Origin of the sequence: Yoonia sp. F2084L (assembly GCF_023015625.1) — a bacterium.
Taxonomy (GTDB): Bacteria; Pseudomonadota; Alphaproteobacteria; order Rhodobacterales; family Rhodobacteraceae; genus Yoonia.
In genome coordinates this window covers 399,795-416,004 of the sequence record NZ_JALKAH010000004.1, presented here as the reverse complement: position 1 = coordinate 416,004, position 16,210 = coordinate 399,795, and the positions used below count along the sequence as shown (strand labels likewise).

Genomic DNA, 16,210 nt, shown 5'->3' with positions numbered 1-16,210 from the left:
AAGGAGAAATACTCATGGAAGGTCAACTCGCACACATCGGCGCAGGTCTCGCAGCTATCGGTTGTGGCGCTGCCGCTATCGGTGTTGGTACAGTCGCAGGCAACTACCTGGCTGGCGCATTGCGCAACCCATCTGCTGCTGCTGGTCAAACAGCAACATTGTTTATCGGTCTGGCATTTGCCGAAGCTTTGGGGATCTTTTCGTTCCTTGTCGCACTTCTGCTTATGTTTGCGGTCGGCGGCTAATAGCACACCCATATCCTTACGGCTTGGTGGTCGCGTAACCGCGACCACCGGGTAAACATTCAAGGTATTCGGGGGCCATCATGGCAACAGAAACAACAGACGCCGCAGGAGTATGCGTTGATGCAGGGGGTTCCGCCCTTGGCATGCCGCAACTTTGCGCAGATTGGATGCCGAACCAGATTTTCTGGTTGCTGGTTACGCTGATCGCTATCTACTTTGTGATGTCCCGCATCGCGCTGCCCCGCATTGGTGCGGTTCTGGCCGAACGCTCTGGCACGATCACAAATGATATTGCCGCAGCCGAAGAGCTCAAGAACAAAGCAGCCGAAGCCGAAGCTGCCTATGACCAAGCCCTTCTGGATGCCCGCGCGGAAGCCCAAAAGATCGTGGCCGAGGCGAAAGCAGAAATTCAGGCGGAACTGGATGTCGAGCTTCAGAAAGCCGATGCGCAGATCGCCGCCAAAACAGCCGAAAGCGAAGCAGCCATTGGCGAAATTCGCGCCGGTGCAGTCAAAAGCGTCACGCAAGTCGCCAAGGACACAGCCAAGGAATTGGTTGCGGCCATGGGTGGCACTGCTGACGCAAAAACGATTACCGCTGCGGTCACCGCGCGGATGAAGGGATAAGACCATGCGTGTAATGCTCACATCCCTTTTCGCCATTGCGGCAAGCCCTGCGCTGGCCGCTGGTGACAAACCGTTCTTTTCGCTAGCGAACACCGACTTCGTTGTCACGATCGCCTTTGCAATCTTCATCGGCATCCTGTTGTACTTCAAGGTCCCTGGCCTTGTCGGTGGCATGCTGGACAAGCGCGCAAACAGCATCAAAGCCGAGTTAGATGAAGCCAAGGCGCTTCGCGAAGAAGCACAGTCGTTGCTGGCCAGCTACGAGCGAAAGCAAAAAGAAGTGCAGGAGCAATCCGCGCGCATCGTTGCCGCCGCCAAAGAAGAGGCAACCAATGCGGCAACTGCTGCAAAGGAAGATATCGCCAAATCCATCACGCGCCGCCTTGCTGCTGCTGAAGACCAGATCGCAAGCGCTGAGGCGTCGGCTGTAAAAGAAGTCCGCGATCAAGCCATTGCCGTTGCTGTTGGTGCCGCCAAAGACGTGATCGCCAAGCAGATGGACGCAAAATCTGCCGGTGCTTTGATCGACGATTCTATCGCGACGGTTGGTGAAAAACTGCACTAGGCCTTTTTGCAAACTAAGATTTGAAAGCCCGATTGCGCAATCCGCAGTTGGGCTTTTTCGTTGACAGGGGCAGGGTGGTCTTTGACACTACCAAACGGGGCGCAGTGCAGGAGTTTTGACGATGCCTAGCCTCAGGCTCGGGATATGGGCGACGGCAGCTTATACCGCCTTGATCGCAGCGGCCACTTTTTATGTTTTCCAAATCTCCGAAGCACCAGCTGATATCCAAGGCGCTTTGGCGGCATTGCTTCCGGTTCAACTCATCGCGGTGGTCTTCTGTTGCTTGGTTGTGATGCGTTACTTTGGCTGGCGGCATGTCGGTTTTGGTGCTTTGCGGTGGTCTGGTTTGATCTGGCTTCTACCGTCTTGGGCCGTGCTTGGCGTGATAGGTTGGAGCCTCACCGATGTCTTAACGCTCAACGACCTGCGCAGTTTGGGCGGTGGTTTTCTGTTCCTGCTGATCACCACGCCGCTGTTGGTTGCCTTTGGGGAAGAGGTTCTTTTCCGCGGGATCCTGTTGCGCGGTGCTATGGCGCAGCTAACACTACCACAGGCAATGGCGCTTAGTGCGGTGCTTTTTGGCGCATTCCATCTGGTCAACGGTTTGGGCGACCAAGAGTTGGCGGGCGCATCGCAGCAAGTGCTTTTTGCAGTGCTCGTTGGGTTCTATCTTGCACCGATTGCGGTGCGGATTGGCAACCTTTGGCCTTTAATTATCTGGCACTGGCTGTGGAATATCGCAGTATTTCTAAGCCAATACGCGGGCATCATGCACCCGTTTGTCCTGATCGGAATTGCGATGCAGACGGTTATTGCGATCTGGCTTTGGGCAGAATTGATCCGGGGGTCGCATCAGGGCTAGCGCCCCACCTCATGCTCTAGCCGCTTTTGCGCAAACGCTTCATTCCGGTCGGCCTTTTGCTGATCTGATAGCGCCCCTTCAACAAAGCTTAGATGGGCTTCAATCGCCTTGCGTGCGCCAACAGGATCGCGGTTCTGCAAGGCGGTGTTGATCGTGCGGTGCTGGTCCAGCAGCGTGTCACGGGTCATGCGCTGCTTGAACATAATCGTCCGGTTATAGAACACGCCTTCGCGCAGCAGTTCATACATTGACCGCATCATGTGCAGCATGATGATGTTATGGCTTGCCTCAATGATCGACAGATGGAAATCAGCGTCCAGATGGGCCTCATCCGCCGGGTTCCGCTTTTGGTGGGCGGCCTCCATCCTTTTAAAGATCGTATTGATAACCTTGAGGTCGGTATCGCTGGCCAGACGCGCCGCGCGTTCTGCGGCCAACCCCTCCATGTCGCGGCGAAAGCTGATGTAGTCGAAGACGGCCTCATCGTGCGTCGCGAATAGGGTCACAAGCGCGGGTGAAAATGCTGAGCCCAAGACATCGGCCACATAGACGCCTGCTCCGGCCTTTGAGGTTAGCAGACCCCGGTCTTGCAGATCCGCGAGCGCCTCACGCAGAGAAGGGCGCGACACGCTCATTCGCTCGCTGAGCTCGCGTTCAGAGGGCAGTCTTTCACCGGGGCGCAGGATGCCACGCAGGATCAACCCTTCGATCTGGCGAATGACGCCGTGCGACAGTTTTTCTTGCTGAATGGGTTCAAATGGCATCAGACCAACCGCCTTGGATTGGTCAAATGATATGACCAAAAATGGGCATCTTCAACAAGAAAGGGGCTGCATCTCTGCAACCCCTTCACAGGACTAATTATTTGCAGCCCTTAGTTGGGTGTGATTACAATCTCGACCCGGCGGTTCATCTGACGGCCAGAGGCGTTCAGGTTGGACGCAATCGGGTTGTTCTCGCCTGCACCGATAGAGCGGATGCGGTTTGGTGATACGCCACCACCCAACAGGATCGCAGACACGGCCTGCGCACGGCGCTCGGATAGCCCTTGGTTAAAGGATGCATCACCGACGTTGTCAGTGTGGCCGATGACGTTCACGGTTGTGTTCGGATACTGGTTGAGTGAATTCGCGACGATCCGCAATTCGTTCTGGGATACTCTGGATACCTGCGTGCTGTTTGTTGCAAAGAGAAGGTCCTGGCTCAGGACAACAACAAGGTTGTTTCCGTTGTTGGACACACCCACATCATTGCGCAGCGCGCGACGCAGCTCTTCTGCTTGACGGTCAAGCGAGTTACCAACGCCCGCACCAACGCCTGCACCCAGGGCCGCACCAATCAGCGCTGCCTGGTTGCGCTCGCGCACACTGCCGTCATTGTTAGTCAGTGCACCCAAGACGGCACCTGCGCCTGCGCCAATCAGCGCGCCTTGCTGGGTGTTTTGCATCTGGTTCGGGCCCGCTGGGTCACAGGCAGCAACGAATGTCAGCGATGCAGCGGCCAGCACGAGGGGAAATTTCTTAATTGTCATGGTCATGGTTCCATTTTGTATGGGTGCGCAAATTGCACCTGTTCGATGGGTCAGCTTATGCCCATTTCCCCCATGATATCCAATAACGGCCCCGCGACCAGCAGGGTTTTGCCTATTTTACGACATTTTCGATTTGCGCATCCGCCCGCGCAGACTCCCACGCGAGCATCGCGCGCTTGACCGGCAGACCCCAATGATAGCCGCCCAAAGCGCCAGATTTGCGCAGGGCGCGGTGGCACGGGATCAGCCAACTGACCGGGTTGCGCCCGACGGCGGTGCCAACGGCGCGCACGGCCTTTGGATTGCCGATGGATTGTGCGATCTCGGAGTAGGTGGTGACATGCCCTGACGGAATGGTCAGCAGCGCCTCCCAAACCTTCAACTGAAACGGTGCACCAATCATATGCAGCTTGGTTTCGCCGGTCATGCCAAGCGCGGCCTGGGCCCATGGGCGCAGGAAGGCGGGGTCTTCGACGAATGATGCCTTGGGCCAGCGTGACTGAAGGTCTGCCATCGCGGGTTCTGGTCCTGCCTCAGCGGCGAAGGCCAACCCGCAGATGCCGCGATCCGTGCCCATGACCATCGCGGGGCCAAAGTGGCTTTCAAACCATCCCCAGAAAATCGTGAGGTCTGCCCCATCGCGGGCATAGTCGCCGGGGCTCATTGCTTCCCACCGCACGAAAAGGTCATGCAAGCGCCCGCTGCCGGACAGCCCAACCGCATGTGCTGTTTCCAAGGTCGTGAACCGGTCCCGGAGCAACGTCTTGGCGTGGGACAAAGTCAGATACTGCTGATAGCGTTTGGGGGACACACCAACCCACGTCGAAAAAAGCCGCTGAAAATGCGCAGGGCTCATGTTCATGTCGGTGGCAAGATCAGCCAGCGTTTGCGGTTCGTCGCCTGCGGCATCAATCGCTTCGATAGCGCGGCGCATGACTTGGTAGTGATATGTCTCTGTCTGTTCCATACCGTTCAAATTAGGGGCAACCGCCCCGCAGTGCGACCCGGAAATTGCGCATCTGACGCTTGCTCCCTCATGCCCTTCAAGGCATACGGGTTCGCATGGCAAAACAGCTTGATTATCATACCATTCGCGAGATTTTTACGCGCTTTCAGGCCGCCGAGGCGGAACCGAAGGGCGAATTGGAACATGTGAACGTCTACACGCTTGTTGTGGCTGTCGCTTTATCCGCGCAGGCCACAGATGCTGGCGTGAACAAGGCGACCCGTGAACTATTCAAAATTGCCGACACGCCGCAAAAGATGCTCGATCTGGGGCTTGAAGGCGTGACCGAACATATCAAGACCATTGGCCTGTTCCGTCAAAAGGCGAAAAACGTCATCAAGATGAGCCAGATTTTGGTCGATGACTATGGTGGTGAGGTGCCGAACTCCCGCGCCGCCTTGCAATCGCTACCTGGTGTGGGCCGCAAGACGGCCAATGTCGTCCTGAACATGTGGTGGGGCCAGCCCGCGCAAGCTGTCGACACCCATATTTTCCGTTTTGGTAACCGCAGTGGTGTAGCACCCGGTAAGGACGTGGATGCGGTGGAACGCGCGATTGAGGATCATATACCAGCTGATTTTCAACTTCATGCACATCATTGGATGATACTGCATGGCCGCTACATCTGCGTGGCGCGAAAACCTAAATGCGCGGCTTGTTTGATCCGCGATCTTTGTATGTTTGAGGACAAAAACCTATGAGTAATTACGACGTCATCGGCATCGGCAATGCAATTGTCGATGTGATTGGACATGCCGCCGATACATTCCTTGATCACATGGGGATCGAAAAAGGCATCATGCAACTGGTCGAACGGGACCGGGCCGAGGTGCTTTACGGCGCGATGACTGACCGGACCGAAACCCCCGGTGGATCGGTTGCAAATACGATCGCAGGTTTGGGCAGTCTGGGCCTGTCGACCGCATTCATCGGCAAGGTCAAGGATGACGCGCTGGGCCGGTTTTACGCCAAGGGCATGGAGGACGCAGGAACGGCTTTTCCAAATCCACCCTCCGCCGTAGCAGCGGCCCCTACGTCCCGTTCGATGATCTTCGTCTCGCCTGATGGCGAACGCTCGATGAACACCTATCTGGGCGCAGGTGCGGATTTGGGACAGGTTGATGTGTCCGAGGCATTGTTTGATGGCGGCAAGATACTCTTTCTTGAAGGGTATCTGTTCGACAAACCAGACGGCAAAACCGCATTCACTGCTGCTGCGCAATCCATGCGTGCGGCCGGTGGGCGCTCTGGTATTACCTTGTCCGATCCGTTCTGTGCAGACCGGCACCGTGCCGACTTTCAACGCTTGGTGGCAGAAGAAATGGATTTCGTTCTTGGCAATGCTGCCGAATGGACCACGCTTTATGAAACGGACGATTTGTCAGCCGCACTCGCTCAGGCCAGTGCCGTCTGTGAAACCGTTGTTTGTACGTGTTCAGGCGATCCGGTGATTTTGCTTCAAGGCGATAAACGGATTGAAGTCCCGGTGCAAAAGGTTGTGCCTGTCGATGCGACCGGCGCGGGTGATCAGTTTGCGGCAGGGTTCCTTTACGGGTTCACAACCGGTCAATCGCTTGAAACTTGCGGGCGTATGGGGGTTGTTGCGGCAGCAGAAGTGATTGGACACATCGGGCCGCGCCCCAAGGCGGATCTTAAGACCCTGTTTGCAGCGGAAGGGCTGATTTAAGCCAAAGCGCATCCAGCGCATCGATGGCTGATACATCAAAGCGGTCTTCTTCTTTCCAGTATTTGCCTGACGGCACATAGTAATCCAAACGTGTTTCCTCGGCCAAAGCCGCATCAATCGCGCCTTGATCGAGTATGACAGGTTTTGCCTGCGCAACAGTGTCTTGGGTCCCGCGCGGAAAGATCAATCGGCTTTCATCGGTTGAAAGGTTCACCATCGCGCAGTTTTGACGGGCCGCGATCGCCATCAGGCGGGCCGATTTTGCCTCAAGTGAACGCAAGGTAACATCCTCGCGCAAGGGATCGGCGGTGCCTGTGCCATAGAAATGAGTCTTGCTGGCCCCGGCATAGACCATATCGCAACCCAACACGGCGATCACGCGCGGCTTGAGCGCCGCCAAGGCCCAATAGGACGCCGTGAACGCCATCGTGCCACCAGCATAGACAAACCCGCCAAGCGTGTTTTGCAGCGGTACATAGTCCGCGGCGCGGATAATCCGCTGGCTGGCTGTCATATCGACCGGCATCCGTTCTGCTGGAAAGTCATCAGGATGGATCAGATCATCCCAATCGGGGCGCACGGCCCAGGCGTTATTGATCGCGATAATCCGATCAAATGGATCGCGCGGCCAATCGCGGCAGGCCACCACATTTGGGCCACTGCCCAGAATAAGAACAATTGACACGCACAGGTTCCTTTATGCTTACGATCAAGCATGTAGACCCAGCCCTGTCACAGTCGAGGCGAAAGGCTTTGCATCGTTGAAAATATTTGCGGTGGTCAGTTGCAGGCGGGGCCTAGCCCAGTTTCGCGTGCACCTCGTCCAGATCAATCTCGCCTATCGGCATCTTGTTGGCGGGGTTCTCAAAATCATATTTGAAGATCCGAAAGTCCTTTTTGTAGATCTCGTAAATCAGATGCATCGACAGATCGTCAAAATAGTCCTCAACCGGGTGCGCCCGCTTTGGACCATGCCCTTCGCTTTCATTGAAGCGTGGAATTTCTGCCAGATTGATAGGGTGCGCGGTCTCAATCCCGTTCAGCACATCTTGCATCCCGTCGTTGAACTGTTCCGTCCAGAAGATCTTATCGTAGCGCCCGCCATTGGCGATGTAGGTTGAGATGTGACCCGACATGGCTGACCAGTGAATGTCCGGCTCCATCGGACGGCGCCAGCGGATGGTATCGCGGGCAAACAGCAAAAAGCGGCGGAAGCTTTTAATCTGATCGAATTCGAAACCGGTATCAGGATCGCCGACTTCGATTCCGTATTTCTGAATCAGAAGTGGTACAAGGTTGCCGCGATAATACTTGCCGTTTCGTTGGACGCCGCAGATCTTATCGAAAAACGACGACAGAATACGGGTGTAGGGATTACGCACACAGGTAAAGGCGTAGCTTTTGTGCGCTTTTACATTTGCCGCAATCACCGGCTTGCTGTCGTCCATCGCCCATTTGTGAATGCCTGACTTGGCGTCGTGAATGTCACCGTCGAAGAATTCCCCATGATCCGAGTAATACATGATCTGACCAATGGTCGAACAGGCGCATTTGGGTACGACGCGATACACCACGCTTTCGCTTTGGGTCATCCATGTTCCGGGAAAATGCGCCACCAACTTATTCCTCTTACTACTCCGCTTTCTTCAAAGCAAAGAAACCCTGTCACTTCAATGTCTGTTCGCGTTATGACAGCCTTAGGCGGAATTTGCGAAGTAAGGATTGATCGCGCACCCATGGCCCGCATTGCCTTTATCCTGCTGTGTCACAAGAACCCAGCTGCCATTGTGCGGCAGGCTGAGCAGTTGACGGCGGCGGGTGACTATATTGCGATCCATTTTGATGCGTCCGCGTCAGCAGAGGATTATCGCAGCATCCAGTCATCACTGTCGGATAATCCCAATGTGGCCTTTGCCAAGCGCCGCGTGAAATGCGGTTGGGGCGAGTGGAGCCTGGTGCAGGCGACCCTGCATGCGGTGGAAGCGGCAGTGAATGGCTTTCCGCGCGCGACCCATTTTTACATGGTGTCAGGTGACTGCATGCCGATTAAGTCTGCCGGTTTCGCCCATCAGATGCTGGACGAGAATGACGTCGATTATGTCGAGAGCCATGATTTCTTTGACAGCAACTGGATCAAGACGGGCTTTCGCGAAGAGCGTCTGATCTATCGCCACTTCTTTAATGAACGCACGCAAAAGCGGCGGTTCTACACGGCACTGGAACTCCAAAAACGCTTCAAGATGACCCGTAAAATCCCGGATGATTTGCAGATCATGATCGGCAGTCAGTGGTGGTGCCTGCGGCGTCAAACCGTCGAAGCCGTGCTTGAATTCGCCTATGCCCGCCGTGATGTGATGCGTTTCTTTCGTACAACGTGGATTCCCGATGAGACATTTTTTCAAACGCTCGTGCGCCATCTGGTGCCCGCCCGCGAGATTGAAAACCGGACGCTGACGTTTCTGATGTTCTCGGACTACGGGATGCCGGTGACGTTTTACAATGACCACTATGATCTGCTTTTGGGGCAAGGGTCACTTTTTGCGCGCAAGATCAGCGCAGAGGCTGCGGATCTACGGACCCGTCTGGGCGCGCTTTATGCCAGCGATAAGATGGATTTTGTGATCTCGGATGAAGGGCGCAATCTGTTTGAGTTCCTGACAGGGCGCGGCCGCAGTGGCCGCCGCTTTGCGCCGCGATTTTGGGAAAATGAAACCACGCTGGGCCGTAGCCGCGAGTTGATGATCATTGCCTGCAAGAAATGGCATGTCGCAAAGCGGCTGGTTGCGGCGATCGGGCACCACACAAATATCCCGGCGATTGAGTATCTCTTCAATGAGGATGATACCAACCTTCCTGATCTGGGTGGGATTGAAAGTTCGCTGCAAAAGCGCGGGCGTCATCGTAGGGCGCTGATGCGGATGTTGTTCGATCACTACGACAGTGACCGTTTGGTGATCTGCCTGGATACCTCAAGCCTTGATCTGATGCGGGATTTCTTTGCGGACCGTGCAACGGTTCGGTTGCTGGAAATCGAGTGTAGTTTTGACGATGATTATTTAGTGGGTCACGCGATGCGGGTAGGTCTTGCGGGACCGCAGACCAGCGAGGCGACGCTGGCGCGGCTGCTGCCCACGATCCGCCATGACATGATCTACGAACGCGACGCGATCCGCGATGCTAAGTTTGCCCAAGCCAGCCGGATCAAAGAAACCGCTGCAGTTGATGAAAACGCCCATGCTATTGCACAATTCCTGAACGTGTCGCCCGAGGTGGCGCGCACGCTTGCCGATACCCCCCATCTTTTTGCTGATTGAGGACCGCTATGGAATACGCCTACGACGACCAGAATATCTTTGCCAAAATCCTGCGCGGTGAGATCCCGAATAAGACTGTTTACGAGAATGATCACGCGCTGGCCTTTGAGGACATCGCCCCACAAGCGCCGGTGCACGTGCTGATCATTCCCAAAGGTGCCTATGTCAGTCTTGACCACTTTGCCCGTGATGCCTCGCCCGAAGAGCAGGTAGGCTTTATGCAAGCCTTGGCAGAAGTGTGCCGTATCACGGATGTTGCACAGGGCTTCCGCAGTATTTCCAATACGCGTGTGCATGGTGTGCAGGATGTGCCGCACTATCACATGCATATCCTAGGCGGGCGTCAGTTGGGGCGGATGTTACAGGGTTGATCAAAATTCTAGAATTTTGATGCCTCCGGCGGAAGTTTGATTGGACGAAGAAAGATGCGGGTCAGCGCGATGACGTGAGTGATAGGAACACATCTTCAAGATGAGCTTCTTCGGTTTTGACGTCTTTGATTGTGATCCCAGCATCTTGCACCAGTGACAGGATTTGGCCTGCCGGTGTGATCCCACTTTGATACGTAAAGGTCAGCGTGCCGTTTGCATGTTTTTGGCCGGTGATATTGTCAGGCAAGGCGGGCAATGCCGCGTCAGTCTCTGGGGTGATCACCAGTGTTTTGCGATCCAACCGCCCAAGCAGATTTGCTGTACTATCGCGCACGATGACTTCACCGTGGTTGATGATGGCAATGTCGTCGCACATTTCCTCGGCTTCTTCGAGGTAATGCGTCGTCAGGATGATTGTCATGCCGTCTTCATTCAGCTTGCGCACGTTTTGCCACAGCATGTTGCGCAACTCGATATCGACCCCGGCGGTGGGCTCGTCCAGCACGAGGACTTGCGGTGAATGCACCAGTGCTTTCCCAAGCAGTAGCCTTCGCCGCATGCCGCCGGACAGCGAGCGCGCATAAGCATCTGCTTTGTCAGTCAGCCCGATCAGTTCGAGGATCTCGGCTGTTTTGCGTTGGCTTTTGGGCACGCCATAAAGCCCCGCTTGGACGTCCAGCGAACCGGCGGGCGTAAAGAACGGATCCAAATGCGGTTCTTGTGGCATAATCCCGATGGCAGCGCGCGATTGGCGGGGGTTTTGGTCCTGATCAAAACCCCAGATTTTGACGCTGCCTGCGGATTTCACGACGAGACCGGCGAGGATGTTGATCAACGTTGATTTACCCGCCCCATTTGGCCCCAAAAGCCCAAATATCGACCCGCGCGGGATCGTCAGATCAATGCCCTTCAACGCCTCTTTCGCGGGGCTGCGTCCGGTGGCGGCATATGTCTTTTGCAGGCCTTGAATTTCTATGGCGTTGTCGCTCATGCCGTCTTTCCCCTTGTCCGCGTCTGCGGTATGTCTGGTGCAGACTTAAGGCGGGGCTGCCCCTGCTGCAACCAGATGAGAGTAATCATGGCCACACCTGCACCCGAGACCCGTATTGTTCATGATTGGCGTGTGGCCTGTGACGGTGGTGAAGGTGCCTTGGGCCACCCCCGTGTCTGGCTGCAAATTCCGCAAGAACATGGCTGGATCGAATGCCCCTATTGCGACGCCAAGCTGGTGCATAAAGAGTTTGAAGGCAAAGTCTGACCTCGCGGATCATGCCTGATCGCAGCAGAACCACCGCGTACCCGTGCGAAGGAGCCACCCCATGAGCACTCAATTCGGCAAAGGCTGTCACCTACATCTGATTGATGGATCGGCATTTATCTTTCGCGCCTACCACGCGCTGCCTCCGCTGACGCGCAAGTCTGATGGTCTGCCTGTTGGAGCGGTCAGTGGATTTGTGAACATGCTCCAGCGTTATGTTGACGGCAATAATGGGGCTGACGCCGCCACCCATGTCGCGGTCATCTTTGACAAGGGCAGCCATACGTTTCGCAATGATATGTATGATCAGTACAAAGCCAACCGCGAGGCGATGCCAGAGGATCTGCGCCCGCAAATCCCGCTGACCCGTGTGGCGACCAAAGCGTTCAACATCGCATGTGAAGAGGTCGAAGGCTTTGAGGCCGATGATATCATTGCCACCCTTGCCCATCAGGGCCGCAATGCCGGGGGCCGCGTGACGATCGTGTCCTCGGATAAGGATTTGATGCAGTTGGTCGGTGACGGCGTCGACATGCTTGATCCGATGAAGAACAAGCGCATTGACCGCGATGGGGTGATTGAAAAGTTTGGTGTGGGGCCAGATCGAGTGGTGGACGTGCAGGCTTTGGCTGGCGATAGCGTTGATAACGTGCCGGGTGCGCCGGGGATCGGGATCAAGACGGCCGCCTTGCTAATCAACGAATATGGCGATTTGGAAAGCCTGTTGGACCGCGCCGAAGAGATCAAACAACCCAAGCGCCGTGAGACGTTGATCGAGAACCGCGCGCAGATTGAGCTGTCAAAGAAGCTGGTGCAGCTGGATTGTGATATGTCGCTGGACTTTGGTCTGGATGATCTGGAAGTGCGCGATCCTGATCCAGAGGTTCTGCTGGGGTTTCTTGCAGAGATGGAATTCCGCACGGTAACCAAACGGATAGCCGATAAATTGGGCGTTGAAGCACCAGTGGTTGAGCCCGCAGCACCTGCTGCTGCGGATATAGCGACGCCGGAGGCTGTTGGTTTTGATCCTGACCTCTACGAATGTGTTAGCGATGCCGCCGCCTTGCAGATCTGGATCGACCGTATTCGCGAGCGTGGCTATGTTGCCGTTGATACCGAAACGACCGGGCTGAATGAGATGATTGCCGATCTGGTTGGCATCTCGCTTTGCGTTGAGGCGGGGCAGGCCTGCTATATCCCTTTGACCCATAAATCTGCGGCCTCTGACGATCTGTTTGGATCGGATGATCTGGCTGAAGGACAGATGGGTTTCGAGGAATGCCTCGCGATGCTCAAACCGGTTTTGGAAGATCCTGCGGTCATCAAAATCGGTCAGAACATGAAGTATGATACCAAGATTTTCGCTCGTCTGGATATCGACGTCGCCCCGATTGATGACACGATGCTGATGTCTTACGCGATGAACGCGGGCAAGCATAATCACGGGATGGATGTGCTGTCGGAACGCTATCTGGGACATACGCCCATTCCGATTAAGCCGTTGTTGGGAAGCGGTAAATCAGCGATTACCTTTGACCGGGTGCCTGTCAATGACGCGGTGAAATACGCCGCCGAGGATGCCGACATCACCCTGCGCCTGTGGCAGCAGTTCAAACCGCAACTGCATGTGAACCGGGTCACGACCGTTTATGAAACGATGGAGCGGCCTTTGGTCCCGGTGCTGGCGCAGATGGAACGGCACGGCATCAAGGTAGACCGCGATACGCTTAGCCGGATGTCGAACGCCTTTGCGCAGAAGATGGCGGGACTGGAAGCAGAAATACAGGAAATGGCAGGGCGGCCTTTCAACGTGGGCTCGCCCAAGCAGTTGGGTGAAATCCTGTTTGATGAAATGGGGCTGGAAATGCCCGATGGCAAAAAGCCATCGACTGGGAAAACGGGGGCCTATTCCACCGGGGCCGATGTGTTGGAAGACCTCGCCACGCTGCATGACCTGCCGCGCCGAATTCTGGACTGGCGACAGCTTTCAAAGCTGAAATCGACCTATACGGACGCTTTACAAGAACACATCAACCCCGAGACGGGTCGCGTGCACACGTCCTATTCAATCGCGGGTGCGAACACTGGACGGCTCGCCTCGACCGATCCCAACCTGCAAAACATCCCCGTCCGATCCGAGGAAGGGCGGCGGATCCGCGAGGCCTTTGTCGCGGAACCCGGCAAGGTGATTGTCAGCCTTGACTACAGCCAGATCGAACTGCGTATTCTGGCGCATATCGCGGGGATTGACGCGCTCAAGCAGGCGTTCCTCGATGGGATCGACATTCACGCGATGACCGCGTCAGAAATGTTTGACGTGCCATTGGATGAGATGACTCCGGATGTGCGGCGGCAGGCCAAAGCGATCAACTTTGGTGTGATCTACGGTATCTCTGGTTTTGGGCTGGCGCGGAACCTGCGCATTCCGCGTGGTGAGGCGCAGGGGTTCATTGACCGCTATTTTGAGCGCTTCCCGGGTATCCGAAAGTATATGGATGACACAATCGCCTTTGCCAAAGACCACAATTATGTGGAAACATTGTTTGGGCGAAAGATCAACACGCCAGAGATCAATGCCAAAGGCCCGCACGCCGGGTTTGCCAAACGGGCGGCCATCAATGCGCCGATTCAGGGCACTGCGGCAGATGTGATCAGGCGTGCGATGATACGGATGCCAGCGGCAATCGAAGGGCTGCCTGCAAAAATGCTTTTGCAGGTGCATGACGAATTGTTGTTCGAAGTTGAGGAAGGTGCGACCGATGCGCTCATTGATGCAGCGCGCGCGGTCATGGAAAATGCAAGCGACCCGGCGGTCAAACTTGACGTCAAACTGGCGGTCGATGCGGGGCAAGGACTGAACTGGGCCGAGGCCCACTGACAGGTTAGAGGATCAGGATGCGGAACGTTTTAGTTGGTGTGTGTATGGTGATCGCAGGGGCTGCGGCGGCACAAGATACACAATATCTGTCTGCGGATGGCGGCCTGTTTTCGTATGAAAAGAACCGCCATGGCGCTGTTCTGAAATCAGTTGATCCAAGCGGAGGGTCACTCTTGGCAGGGACCTCAGGCCGATCGGTGGTCGCGCCCGGGAACGCGCTTTACTTGGGCCGGTCTTGTGACGCGTTTAGCCTGCAGTTTGGTGACGGGCGATGGTCAGCAACGGACGGTGGTTTTTTAGTTGAATTTCCGGGCGTTCAGGTCGTGTTTCCGGGTCAGGAGATTGACGTTGTCAGCCGCAATCGCTGTCGCGGCTGACACGAAATGCGCCACCCCGAAGGATGGCGCGGTTTCATAGGTCAGCGGTTTAGTTAACTGATTTTGCCTCAACAAGGTTTGCGTCAGTCTTGCCAGCAGCCGTGATCTCAATCCGGCGCGGCTTTAGCGCTTCGGGCACTTCGCGCATCAGATCAATATGCAGCATACCGTTTTCATGGCTTGCACCGGTTACACGGACGTGGTCGGCAAGATGAAAGCGACGCTCGAATGCGCGGGTTGCGATGCCGCGGTGCAGGTATTTGCGGTCTTCTTCGTCGGTAGCCTTGCGGCCTGTAACGTGAAGCGCGCGGTCCTTGACCTCAATCGCGAGGTCGTTATCGGAAAAGCCCGCAACCGCGATAGAGATGCGCCAAGCGTCATCATCCGTCTTTTCGATGTTATATGGAGGGTAGGTGTTCTGGCCGACATCACTGGCAAGCGCACGATCCATAAGATCGGCAATCTGGTCAAAGCCAACGGTGGCACGGTAGAGGGGTGTCATATCAAATGCACGCATTTGGGTCATCCTTTTCTTAAGCGATAACAATTGTGTAGCCTTCCCATGGAGGACAGGCCGGTTTGCAGGGACCCATCATTGGCGTCCCCGTACCACCTATTTGGGCACAGCATTTCCGGGTTTCAAGAGGCCTAAGGCCGAACGAATTTTGCGCCTGTATTGTTGCGTTCCTGGACATTGATCAGCCGTTGCGTCCCACCCGGACGCGCCGGGCCAAGGGCTGCAAAATGGCTGAGCAAAGCGTTCAGCGGCCCTTCCAGTGACGTACCAAGCGCGACTTTCTGTCCGTTCACCTGCGCCATCGCTGATACCACAGACGCAATCCGCGTTTCGCCATCGCGCACAATGAATACCGGCGATCCGCTTGAGCCGTATTCCACATCGCAGGTCATTACGATCACGCCTGTTTGGCGGCCCAACACGTTGCAGACCTCTTGCAGGCTGGCTGCGTCTTCGCGCCCACGCCCATATGACACAACGCCGACTTCGTCCCCTGTGATCGGGCGGGCCGCAATCAAATAGGGCCGAATGCGGGTGTTGCGAATGGGCAGGTCCAATTCTAGCACCGCGATATCCATCGCGACCTCTTCGGGAATTGTGGCGTTACCGTTGAAGTCATATTCAGGGTGCGCAATCGCGCGGGCCACGGCCCGCGTGGCTTCGGCCCGGCCATCGCGCAGGCCGGCGCGGAATTGAAAGCGATCAGGGGACAGCAAAGTGCCGTCAGTGTCGTAAAGGCAATGAGCTGCTGTCAGAATTAACCGGTCGCGGATCAACGCGGCAGTGCAAAACCCTTTACCGCGAATATCCAGACGTCCGACGGCTTCCCAGCCTTGGCTATCCTGACGGGTTTCAAGCGCGACCAGCCCGGATTCTTGTGCCTGCGCCCCAAAGGTCGCTGCGATTGTCAGAATTGCCGAGATTACAAGTTGCCGCATCAGTCGTCCTCGCTTCGTCTCCGAAACTTGGCCGA

At 55.9% G+C, this 16,210-nt stretch carries 19 protein-coding genes; 11 read left to right on the top strand and 8 right to left on the bottom strand.

The features are described 5' to 3' along the window. Nucleotides 1–14 precede the first annotated feature (14 nt). The 4 genes from MWU60_RS13810 (at nucleotide 15) to MWU60_RS13795 (ending at nucleotide 2,298) form a co-directional block, all read left to right on the top strand. Nucleotides 15–245, top strand: coding sequence for a F0F1 ATP synthase subunit C (locus MWU60_RS13810; protein ID WP_247227949.1), 231 nt, complete (start codon nucleotides 15–17; stop codon nucleotides 243–245). Nucleotides 246–325: 80 nt separating this feature from the next. Further along, nucleotides 326–871: a F0F1 ATP synthase subunit B' gene (locus MWU60_RS13805; protein WP_247227948.1), complete on the top strand. Its 546-nt coding sequence runs from the start codon at nucleotides 326–328 to the stop codon at nucleotides 869–871. Nucleotides 872–875: 4 nt separating this feature from the next. Continuing rightward, nucleotides 876–1,436: a F0F1 ATP synthase subunit B gene (locus MWU60_RS13800; RefSeq protein WP_247227947.1), complete on the top strand. Its 561-nt coding sequence runs from the start codon at nucleotides 876–878 to the stop codon at nucleotides 1,434–1,436. A 121-nt stretch (nucleotides 1,437–1,557) separates the two neighbouring features. Next, nucleotides 1,558–2,298 carry a CPBP family intramembrane glutamic endopeptidase gene (locus MWU60_RS13795; RefSeq protein ID WP_247227946.1) on the top strand — a complete coding sequence of 247 codons (741 nt, stop codon included), beginning with the start codon at nucleotides 1,558–1,560 and terminating at the stop codon, nucleotides 2,296–2,298. Here the strand turns inward: MWU60_RS13795 and MWU60_RS13790 are convergent. The 3 genes from MWU60_RS13790 to MWU60_RS13780 all read right to left on the bottom strand — a co-directional run bounded on the left by MWU60_RS13790 (nucleotide 2,295) and on the right by MWU60_RS13780 (nucleotide 4,796). Further along, nucleotides 2,295–3,062 (bottom strand): FCD domain-containing protein, encoded by a 768-nt coding sequence (locus MWU60_RS13790; RefSeq protein WP_247227945.1) that lies wholly within the window; start codon nucleotides 3,060–3,062, stop codon nucleotides 2,295–2,297. The genes MWU60_RS13795 and MWU60_RS13790 overlap by 4 nt on opposite strands. Before the next feature lie 110 nt (nucleotides 3,063–3,172). Then, nucleotides 3,173–3,829: an OmpA family protein gene (locus MWU60_RS13785; RefSeq protein WP_247227944.1), complete on the bottom strand. Its 657-nt coding sequence runs from the start codon at nucleotides 3,827–3,829 to the stop codon at nucleotides 3,173–3,175. A 112-nt stretch (nucleotides 3,830–3,941) separates the two neighbouring features. After that, nucleotides 3,942–4,796 carry a bifunctional helix-turn-helix domain-containing protein/methylated-DNA--[protein]-cysteine S-methyltransferase gene (locus MWU60_RS13780; protein WP_247227943.1) on the bottom strand — a complete coding sequence of 285 codons (855 nt, stop codon included), beginning with the start codon at nucleotides 4,794–4,796 and terminating at the stop codon, nucleotides 3,942–3,944. A gap of 95 nt (nucleotides 4,797–4,891) precedes the next feature. On the opposite strand from MWU60_RS13780, the gene nth reads away from it, so the two are divergent. Together nth and MWU60_RS13770 are read left to right on the top strand one after the other, a co-directional pair. Then, nucleotides 4,892–5,536: an endonuclease III gene (gene nth, locus MWU60_RS13775; RefSeq protein WP_247227942.1), complete on the top strand. Its 645-nt coding sequence runs from the start codon at nucleotides 4,892–4,894 to the stop codon at nucleotides 5,534–5,536. After that, nucleotides 5,533–6,522: an adenosine kinase gene (locus tag MWU60_RS13770; protein ID WP_247227940.1), complete on the top strand. Its 990-nt coding sequence runs from the start codon at nucleotides 5,533–5,535 to the stop codon at nucleotides 6,520–6,522. Before nth ends, MWU60_RS13770 begins: the two co-directional genes overlap by 4 nt. Here MWU60_RS13770 and MWU60_RS13765 read toward each other — a convergent pair. Beyond that, nucleotides 6,488–7,213, bottom strand: coding sequence for a hypothetical protein (locus tag MWU60_RS13765; protein ID WP_247228027.1), 726 nt, complete (start codon nucleotides 7,211–7,213; stop codon nucleotides 6,488–6,490). The two genes, MWU60_RS13770 and MWU60_RS13765, sit on opposite strands and share 35 nt — an antisense overlap. Nucleotides 7,214–7,319: 106 nt before the next feature. Then, nucleotides 7,320–8,114: a sulfotransferase family protein gene (locus tag MWU60_RS13760; RefSeq protein WP_247228026.1), complete on the bottom strand. Its 795-nt coding sequence runs from the start codon at nucleotides 8,112–8,114 to the stop codon at nucleotides 7,320–7,322. Nucleotides 8,115–8,258: 144 nt separating this feature from the next. On the opposite strand from MWU60_RS13760, the gene MWU60_RS13755 reads away from it, so the two are divergent. Further along, nucleotides 8,259–9,836 (top strand): DUF5928 domain-containing protein, encoded by a 1,578-nt coding sequence (locus MWU60_RS13755; protein WP_247228025.1) that lies wholly within the window; start codon nucleotides 8,259–8,261, stop codon nucleotides 9,834–9,836. Nucleotides 9,837–9,844: 8 nt separating this feature from the next. Then, nucleotides 9,845–10,207 (top strand): HIT domain-containing protein, encoded by a 363-nt coding sequence (locus MWU60_RS13750; protein ID WP_247227939.1) that lies wholly within the window; start codon nucleotides 9,845–9,847, stop codon nucleotides 10,205–10,207. 61 nt (nucleotides 10,208–10,268) lie between these two features. On the opposite strand, the gene MWU60_RS13745 is transcribed toward MWU60_RS13750, so the two are convergent. Continuing rightward, nucleotides 10,269–11,198, bottom strand: a complete 930-nt coding sequence (locus tag MWU60_RS13745; protein ID WP_247227938.1) for an ABC transporter ATP-binding protein — start codon at nucleotides 11,196–11,198, stop codon at nucleotides 10,269–10,271. Nucleotides 11,199–11,285: 87 nt separating this feature from the next. Between MWU60_RS13745 and MWU60_RS13740 the strand changes: the two genes are divergently transcribed. The 3 genes from MWU60_RS13740 (at nucleotide 11,286) to MWU60_RS13730 (ending at nucleotide 14,720) form a co-directional block, all read left to right on the top strand. Continuing rightward, a complete protein-coding gene (locus MWU60_RS13740; RefSeq protein WP_247227937.1) occupies nucleotides 11,286–11,465 on the top strand; it encodes a zinc-finger domain-containing protein in 180 nt (59 codons plus the stop codon). A gap of 61 nt (nucleotides 11,466–11,526) precedes the next feature. Then, nucleotides 11,527–14,343, top strand: a complete 2,817-nt coding sequence (gene polA, locus MWU60_RS13735) for a DNA polymerase I (RefSeq protein WP_247227936.1) — start codon at nucleotides 11,527–11,529, stop codon at nucleotides 14,341–14,343. Between the two features lie 17 nt (nucleotides 14,344–14,360). Then, entirely contained in the window at nucleotides 14,361–14,720 is a 360-nt protein-coding gene (locus MWU60_RS13730) for a hypothetical protein (RefSeq protein ID WP_247227935.1), read from the top strand. Nucleotides 14,721–14,769: 49 nt separating this feature from the next. Here the strand turns inward: MWU60_RS13730 and MWU60_RS13725 are convergent, their stop codons facing one another. Next, entirely contained in the window at nucleotides 14,770–15,237 is a 468-nt protein-coding gene (locus tag MWU60_RS13725; protein ID WP_247227934.1) for an Hsp20 family protein, read from the bottom strand. 131 nt (nucleotides 15,238–15,368) lie between these two features. Next, nucleotides 15,369–16,175: a trypsin-like serine protease gene (locus MWU60_RS13720; protein ID WP_247227933.1), complete on the bottom strand. Its 807-nt coding sequence runs from the start codon at nucleotides 16,173–16,175 to the stop codon at nucleotides 15,369–15,371. Nucleotides 16,176–16,210: the final 35 nt, after the last annotated feature.